The 7,990-nt window shown below is 69.6% G+C and carries 6 protein-coding genes and 1 pseudogene; 4 read left to right on the plus strand and 3 right to left on the minus strand.

Features of this window, described 5'->3' with window-relative positions:
• From CCN35_RS22045 to CCN35_RS22055, 3 genes and pseudogenes are all read left to right on the plus strand, one after another.
• Positions 1 to 523, plus strand: a pseudogene (locus CCN35_RS22045) (ComF family protein); the annotation flags it as partial.
• Positions 524 to 837: 314 nt separating this feature from the next.
• The gene (gene hpf, locus CCN35_RS22050) at positions 838 to 1,530 is read left to right on the plus strand and encodes a ribosome hibernation-promoting factor, HPF/YfiA family (protein WP_067399616.1); all 693 of its coding nucleotides are present in this window, start codon (positions 838 to 840) and stop codon (positions 1,528 to 1,530) included.
• 205 nt (positions 1,531 to 1,735) lie between these two features.
• Positions 1,736 to 2,482: a response regulator gene (locus CCN35_RS22055; protein WP_067399582.1), complete on the plus strand. Its 747-nt coding sequence runs from the start codon at positions 1,736 to 1,738 to the stop codon at positions 2,480 to 2,482.
• Between the two features lie 7 nt (positions 2,483 to 2,489).
• On the opposite strand, the gene CCN35_RS22060 is transcribed toward CCN35_RS22055, so the two are convergent.
• Together CCN35_RS22060 and CCN35_RS22065 are read right to left on the minus strand one after the other, a co-directional pair.
• Positions 2,490 to 3,665, minus strand: a complete 1,176-nt coding sequence (locus tag CCN35_RS22060; RefSeq protein WP_067399580.1) for a winged helix-turn-helix domain-containing protein — start codon at positions 3,663 to 3,665, stop codon at positions 2,490 to 2,492.
• 71 nt (positions 3,666 to 3,736) lie between these two features.
• A complete protein-coding gene (locus CCN35_RS22065; protein ID WP_067399578.1) occupies positions 3,737 to 4,306 on the minus strand; it encodes a GNAT family N-acetyltransferase in 570 nt (189 codons plus the stop codon).
• A 296-nt stretch (positions 4,307 to 4,602) separates the two neighbouring features.
• Between CCN35_RS22065 and secA the strand changes: the two genes are divergently transcribed.
• On the plus strand, positions 4,603 to 7,443 hold the full coding sequence (gene secA / locus CCN35_RS22070; protein WP_067399576.1) for a preprotein translocase subunit SecA: 2,841 nt from the start codon (positions 4,603 to 4,605) through the stop codon (positions 7,441 to 7,443).
• A 123-nt stretch (positions 7,444 to 7,566) separates the two neighbouring features.
• On the opposite strand, the gene CCN35_RS22075 is transcribed toward secA, so the two are convergent.
• Positions 7,567 to 7,990: Rv3235 family protein (locus CCN35_RS22075; RefSeq protein WP_245863344.1), on the minus strand; the 424-nt coding region annotated here is incomplete at its 5' end.

Genomic DNA, 7,990 nt, shown 5'->3' on the forward strand with positions numbered 1-7,990 from the left:
GGGCGGGAGCGTGCTGCTGGTTCCCGTGCCCTCCGCGCGGCGGACGGTGCGGGCCCGCGGGCACGACCCGACGCGGCGGATCGCGCGCGCGGCGGCCGGTGAGCTGCGGCGGTCGGGGACGCCGGCCCGGGTGCTGGCCGTCCTGCGCCAGCGGCGTGCCGTGGCCGATCAGTCGGGGCTGAACTCCCGGCAGCGACTGGCCAATCTCGCCGGTGCGCTCGAGGTGGCCGGGGGCGGTGCGGAACTGCTGCTGAGCGGCCCGGTGGTGCTGGTCGACGACCTCGTCACCACGGGAGCCTCCCTCACGGAAGCGGCGCGTGTGGTGAATGTGACGGTGTATACGGCACGGGCACGGGAAGGGATGGGGCAACGGAAGTCCGGGGCCCGGCAGGACCCACTGCGGAAGGAGAGGAACTCGATGTATGGCGCACTTGAAATCGGGAGTGCGTACGGCGCCGGTGACGTGATCTGCGCGGCCGTCGTCGCTGCCTCTCCGGATTCCTTCGAAAAGAATCGGAACTGACCACGAACGTGCATCGTTGCAGGTAACGAGAGGTCCAATTCACCTGAACGGAGGTACGCCGCAGTAGAGGGTGACGCCATCCGTCCGGGCGAGATATGTTCGGGGTATGCGGGAAAGGCGCAGGCCGGCCCCGCCATATCCGAATGCCGTGCTGCGGGTTTTTCCGTAATCACCCGCACCGGTCGGGGGGAGAACTCGCCCGCGGGGGAGGAGGTGGACGTCACCGAGTCCGAGGTTCCGGGCCCACCGGAACCGGGTGCGAAAAGGGAGACGCTCCGCCGATGCAGCGGAGCGATCCGGGAACGGAGTTCTGCGTGGACATCGTCGTCAAGGGCCGCAAGACCGAGGTGCCCGAGCGGTTCCGCAAGCACGTGGCCGAGAAGCTGAACCTGGAGAAGATCCAGAAGCTCGATGGCAAGGTGATCAGCCTCGACGTCGAGGTGTCCAAGGAGCCCAACCCCCGACAGGCCGACCGCAGCGACCGGGTGGAGATCACGCTCCGCTCCCGCGGTCCGGTGATCCGGGCGGAGGCGGCGGCCAGCGATCCGTACGCGGCGCTCGACCTGGCGGTGGAGAAGCTGAACGCCCGGCTGCGCAAGAAGCACGACAAGCGTTTCTCACGGCGTGGTGCGCGCCGGATCCCGGCCGCCGAGGTCCCCGACCACGTCCCGGACGCGGCAACGCTCAACGGCAGCGGTCAGACCGTCACGGAAGAGGAAAAGGACCAGGTTCCCACCAAGAGGATCGGCTCGCTGGAGGTGCAGGGGGACGGTCCCCTCGTCGTCCGCGAGAAGACGCATGTGGCCGCCCCGATGACCCTCGACCAGGCTCTCTACGAGATGGAGCTGGTCGGGCACGACTTCTACCTGTTCGTCGACTCCGAGACCAAGGAACCCAGCGTCGTCTACCGGCGGCACGCCTACGACTACGGCGTGATCCATCTCCGGACGGACCCGATGGTCAGCCAGACGCACTCTCCCGAGGCGGGCGGCACGCTGGGCGGCTGAGTCGCTCGGCCGGCAGCTGAGACGGTGCCCCTGGGCGTCTGTGCGCCCCCAGGGGCACCGGCGTGCGACCCCTTTGCGCCTCGCTCGGTCACCGCAGTACCAGCCGGACATGGAATCATGGCGGCAACGGCTCAACGGACGGGCCGTTGCCTTGGGTTGGCCATGGCACCGCACACCAGGCCACAGCCTCAGGGGGAGGACAACGATGGCGGACAGCTTCGGACCGACGCGGGACGAGGATGCCAACGGCGGCGTCGCCGGCGCGGGCCCGGACGCGGGCACTGCGCGCAAGGAGCCGATCAGAGTCCTTGTCGTGGACGACCACGCCCTCTTCCGCCGCGGTCTGGAGATCGTGCTCGCCGACGAGGAGGACATCCAGGTGGTCGGCGAGGCGGGGGACGGCGCCGAAGCAGTGGAGAAGGCCGCCGATCTGCTGCCCGACATCGTGCTGATGGACGTGCGGATGCCCAAGCGCGGCGGCATCGAGGCATGCACCTCCATCAAGGAGGTCGCCCCCAGCGCCAAGATCATCATGCTGACGATAAGCGACGAGGAGGCCGACCTCTACGACGCGATCAAGGCGGGCGCGACCGGCTACCTGCTCAAGGAGATCTCCACGGACGAGGTGGCCACCGCCATCCGCGCCGTGGCCGACGGCCAGTCGCAGATCAGCCCGTCCATGGCGTCCAAGCTGCTCACCGAGTTCAAGTCGATGATCCAGCGGACCGACGAGCGCCGCCTCGTCCCCGCGCCCCGGCTGACCGACCGTGAGCTGGAGGTCCTCAAGCTCGTCGCCACGGGGATGAACAACCGGGACATCGCCAAGGAGCTGTTCATCTCCGAGAACACCGTGAAGAACCACGTGCGCAACATCCTGGAGAAGCTTCAGCTGCACTCCAGGATGGAGGCGGTGGTGTACGCGATGCGGGAGAAGATCCTCGAGATCCGCTGACGCCCCGTCAACCGAGCGTGCGGGCCAGCTCCCGGACCAGGGGCTCGCGCAGCTCGGGCGCGTCCACCCGTTCCACCCGCACATCGGTGCACTCCACCCAGCCCGCCGCCTCCACAAGGGCCTGGGCGACCGCGGGCACGGCCCGGGCACTGTCCAGGGCGACCTGCCTGGCGACCAGGGTGCGGCCCTCGCGGGCGGGGTCCACCCGGCCGACGAGACGGCCTCCGGCGAGCACCGGCATCGCGAAGTAGCCGTAGACCCGCTTGGGTTTGGGGACGTAGGCCTCCAGACGGTGGACGAAGCCGAAGATCCGTTCGGTGCGGGCCCGCTCCCAGATCAGGGAGTCGAAAGGGGACAGCAGAGTGGTCCGGTGCCGGCCGCGCGGAACCGTCTCGAGCGCCGCCGGATCCGCCCAGGCCGGTCTGCCCCAGCCCTCCACCGTGACCGGGACCAGCCCCGAGTCCGCTATCACCGCGTCGACCTGCTCGCCCTTGAGACGGTGATAGTCCGCGATGTCCGCGCGGGTGCCCACGCCCAGGGAGCGGCCGGCCAGACGGACCAGCCGGCGCAGACACGTGGCGTCGTCCGGCTCGTCGTGCAGCAGATGTGCCGGGACGGCCCGCTCGGCGAGGTCGTACACCCGCTTCCAGCCCCGGCGCTCGACACAGACCACCTCGCCGTACATCAGGGCGCGCTCGACGGCGACCTTGGAGCTGGACCAGTCCCACCACTCGTTGGTCCTCTTCGCCCCGCCCAGCTCCGTCGCCGTCAGCGGGCCCTCGGCACGCAGCTGCTTGACGACCTGCTCATAGGCGCCGTCGGGCAGCTCGTGGTTCCAGTGCGGGCGGTTGCGGTAGGCGCGGCGGCGGAAGGCGAAGTACGGCCACTCCTCAATGGGCAGGATGCAGGCGGCGTGCGCCCAGTACTCGAAGGCGTGCGCACCGGTCCAGTAGGCGCGCTCGACGGCGGTGCGGCCGACCGGACCCAGACGCGCGTAGGGCACGAGCTCGTGGGAGCGGGCGAGGACCGAGATCGTGTCGAGCTGGACGGCGCCGAGGCGGCGCAGGACGCCGCGCACCCCGGCCCGCCGGTCCGGCGCGCCGAGGAGGCCCTGGGCCCGCAGGACGATGCGGCGGGCCTCGTCCGCGGAGAGCTCGAGGGTGGGTCGCGGAAAGGAGGTCATGGCTTTGCACGATAGGGGGTGACGCCGACAACGCGGGCCGGTCCGGGACGTTCGTCCCCGGGGTCCGATGCCTACGAGGGCGCCGGCAGATAGGGCTCCGTCGACGGCAGGCCCAGGTCGGAGGGCAGCAGGGAGCCCACCCAGCAGTCGCGCCGCACTCCTTTGAGCTCGAGGGCGGAACGCAGGACGCCCTCCAGGGTGAAACCCGCCCGTTCGGCCACCGCGCGGGAGGCGTGGTTGCCGACCGCGGCGCGCCACTCCAGGCGGTCGACGGCGAGCCGGGTGAAGGCCCAGCGGGCGGCGGCGAGGACGGCCTCGGTCACATAGCCGTGGCCGCGGTGCTCCCTCGCGGCCCAGAAACCCACCTCGGCCCCGCCCGGCGGGCGCAGGGTGAGGCCGAGCATGCCCACCAGCTCGCCCCGGGGCAGGAAGAGGCCGAAGGTGAACACCGATCCGTCGGCCCAGCCCCGGGGAACCACCTCCTCGGTGAAGGTTCGCGCGTGTTCGGGCAGGTAGGGCGAGGGCATCATGGTCCAGCGCTGGATCTCGGGATCCTGCACGGCGGCGTACACCGCGTCGGTGTCCTGGGGAACGGGGGCACGCAGCAGCAGACGGTCGGTGGTGAGCGTGACGGGTTCCATCGGCGGATTCTCTCCAGGGGCATGACAGAATGCCATGCGTTTTCACCGCGTGTTCGTCCCGTGCGGCATTCACACGGTGTGAGAGAGCGGTCGCAATCTGCGTGATTCTTCGGAGAACGCGGCACCATCCGTGTTCCCCGGACGTTGTCCCGAGTGCGGCCCTCGCGGGGCAGGGGACGCGCGCCCCACGGCAGGCCCTCCCGGCTCGGCCGTGTCCTCGCATACGATGGCCGTTGCTCAATCAGTCAAACGGAAACCGACCGTCCCAGGCCCGACCGGCAAGGAGACCAACCCCCGTGTCCGTCCTTTCGAAGATCATGCGTGCAGGCGAAGGCAAGATCCTGCGCAAACTGCACCGTATCGCGGACCAGGTCAACTCCATCGAAGAGGACTTCGTCAACCTCTCCGACGCCGAGCTGCGGGCCCTCACCGACGAGTACAAGCAGCGGTACGCCGACGGTGAGAGTCTGGACGATCTGCTCCCCGAGGCGTTCGCCACCGTCCGTGAGGCCGCCAAGCGCGTCCTGGGCCAGCGGCACTACGACGTCCAGATCATGGGCGGTGCCGCCCTGCACATGGCGTACGTGGCCGAGATGAAGACCGGTGAGGGCAAGACCCTCGTCGGCACCCTGCCGGCGTATCTGAACGCGCTGTCCGGCAAGGGCGTCCACCTCGTCACGGTCAACGACTACCTGGCCGAGCGCGACTCCGAGCTGATGGGCCGCGTCCACAAGTTCCTGGGGCTGAGCGTCGGCTGCATCCTCGCCAGCATGACGCCGGCCCAGCGCCGCGAGCAGTACGCCTGCGACATCACCTACGGCACGAACAACGAGTTCGGCTTCGACTACCTGCGCGACAACATGGCGTGGTCCAAGGACGAGCTCGTCCAGCGCGGCCACAACTTCGCCATCGTCGACGAGGTCGACTCCATCCTCATCGACGAGGCCCGTACTCCGCTGATCATCTCCGGTCCGGCCGACCAGGCCACCAAGTGGTACAGCGACTTCGCCAAGCTGGTCAAGCGCCTCAAGCGCGGTGAGCCGGGCAACCCGCTCAAGGGCATCGAGGAGACCGGCGACTACGACGTCGACGAGAAGAAGCGCACCGTCGCCATCCACGAGTCCGGCGTCCAGAAGGTCGAGGACTGGCTGGGCATCGACAACCTGTACGAGTCGGTGAACACCCCGCTCGTGGGTTATCTGAACAACGCCATCAAGGCCAAGGAGCTCTTCAAGCGCGACAAGGACTACGTCGTCATCGACGACGAGGTCCTGATCGTCGACGAGCACACCGGTCGCATCCTCGCCGGCCGCCGCTACAACGAGGGCATGCACCAGGCGATCGAGGCCAAGGAAGGCGTGCCGATCAAGGACGAGAACCAGACGCTCGCCACGATCACGCTCCAGAACTACTTCCGCCTCTACAAGCGCTACGACCACAACGGCAAGGAGCGCCCCGGTCTGTGCGGCATGACCGGTACGGCGATGACCGAGGCCGCCGAGTTCCACCAGATCTACAAGCTCGGCGTGGTGCCCATCCCGACCAACCGGCCGATGATCCGCAAGGACCGTCCGGACCTCATCTACCGCACCGAGGTCGCCAAGTTCGCGGCGGTGGTCGACGACATCGAGGAGAGGCACCGCAAGGGGCAGCCGGTCCTGGTCGGCACCACCTCGGTGGAGAAGTCCGAGTACCTCTCCCAGCAGCTCAGCAAGCGCGGCATCCCGCACGAGGTGCTGAACGCCAAGCACCACGAGCGGGAGGCGCAGATCGTCGCCCAGGCCGGCCGCAAGGGCGCCGTCACCGTGGCCACGAACATGGCGGGCCGCGGTACGGACATCAAGCTCGGCGGCAACCCCGAGGACCTCGCCGAGGCGGAGCTGCGTCAGCGCGGCCTCGACCCCGAGAAGCACATCGAGGAGTGGGCCGCGGCCCTGCCCGACGCGCTGCGGCGCGCGGAGGAGGCGGTCAAGGCCGAGAAGCAGGAGGTCGAGAAGCTCGGCGGCCTCTATGTGCTGGGCACCGAGCGGCACGAGTCGCGCCGTATCGACAACCAGCTGCGCGGTCGTTCCGGCCGTCAGGGCGACCCCGGCGAGTCCCGCTTCTACCTCTCCCTCGGCGACGACCTGATGCGTCTGTTCAAGGCGCAGCTGGTCGAGCGCGTGATGTCCATGGCGAACGTGCCGGACGACGTGCCGATCGAGAACAAGATGGTCACGCGGGCGATCGCGTCCGCCCAGTCGCAGGTCGAGCAGCAGAACTTCGAGGCCCGCAAGAACGTCCTGAAGTACGACGAGGTCCTCAACCGGCAGCGCGAGGTCATCTACAGCGAGCGGCGCCGTGTCCTGGAGGGCGAGGACCTGCGGGAGCAGGTGCACCACTTCATGGACGACACGATCGACGCCTACGTCCAGGCGGAGACGTCCGAGGGCTTCCCGGAGGACTGGGACCTCGAGCGGCTGTGGAACGCCTTCCGGCAGCTGTACCCGGTGAGGGTCACCATCGAGGAGCTGGAGGAGGCGGCCGGCGACCGTACGGGGCTGACCGCCGAGTTCATCAGCGAGTCCATCAAGGAGGACATCCACGAGCAGTACAAGGCCCGTGAGGAGCAGCTCGGCCCCGAGATCATGCGGGAGCTGGAGCGCCGGGTCGTGCTGTCGGTCCTGGACCGCAAGTGGCGCGAGCACCTCTACGAGATGGACTACCTCCAGGAGGGCATCGGCCTGCGTGCGATGGCCCAGAAGGACCCGCTGGTCGAGTACCAGCGCGAGGGCTACGACATGTTCCAGGCCATGATGGAGGGCATCAAGGAGGAGTCCGTCGGCTACCTGTTCAACCTGGAGGTCCAGGTCGAGCAGCAGGTCGAGGAGGTCCCGGTCGAGGAGGCCAGGCCGGCCGACCTGGAGAAGCGCGACGCGGTGCCGGCGCAGGCGAGCGCGCGTCCGGAGATCCGGGCCAAGGGGCTGGAGGTTCCCCAGCGGCGGGACCTGCACTTCACCGCGCCGACCGTGGACGGCGAGGGCGGCGTCGTCGAGGGCGAGTTCGTCACCGACGGCGGGCCCGTGCGCTCGGAGTCCGACGGCCTCACGCGTGCGGAGCGCCGCAAGCAGGCCAAGGGCCGCCGCCGCAAGAAGTGAGCCGACGAGCGGACTGAGGGACGAAGGGCCGGGCACCCGACGGGGACCCGGCCCTTCGCACGTCTCACGCACGTCGCGCGCACATTCCGTACGTCTGTGCGTCCCGTACGCCCCGTGCGCGTGTCAGGCCGGCTCGTCGTCCGTGCGGGGCATACGGGGGCCGCCCAGCTCCACCGCCGTGCAGCGCCAGCGCCGGTCGCGGCCCTGCTCCAGGCGGAAGGCCATCGCCTGCAGCCGGTCGCCCGCCCCGATGCGGGCGAAGGCCTCCACGACGCCCGGACGGGGCTCGCAGTAGCCGATGTCCCGCACCACCGGGCGCATGCCGCGGGTGCGCAGGGCACCGCGCTCGGCCAGCCAGGCGAGTTCGTCGTACGCCCGGCCCGCGGTGTGCCGGAGCATCCAGTGCACGGGCCGCTGCCCGCTGAGCACGGCGAGAAGCCGGTCGGCGAACAGATCGGTGGTCATGGGCAGCGAAGCCGCCCGCAGGGCCGCCTGCGCATCCACCGCGGCCGTCGCGGGGCCGCGTGCCGCGGTGGATGCGCAGGCG

It is taken from the genome of Streptomyces thermovulgaris, from assembly GCF_002155915.1.
Classification (GTDB): domain Bacteria; phylum Actinomycetota; class Actinomycetes; order Streptomycetales; family Streptomycetaceae; genus Streptomyces; species Streptomyces thermovulgaris.

Excerpts from the sequence above, each read along its gene's own strand:
- CCN35_RS22060 (WP_067399580.1), bottom strand. The coding sequence starts at position 3,665 with ATGACCTCCTTTCCGCGACCCACCCTCGAGCTCTCCGCGGACGAGGCC.
- CCN35_RS22055 (WP_067399582.1), top strand. The coding sequence starts at position 1,736 with ATGGCGGACAGCTTCGGACCGACGCGGGACGAGGATGCCAACGGCGGC.
- CCN35_RS22065 (WP_067399578.1), bottom strand. The coding sequence starts at position 4,306 with ATGGAACCCGTCACGCTCACCACCGACCGTCTGCTGCTGCGTGCCCCC.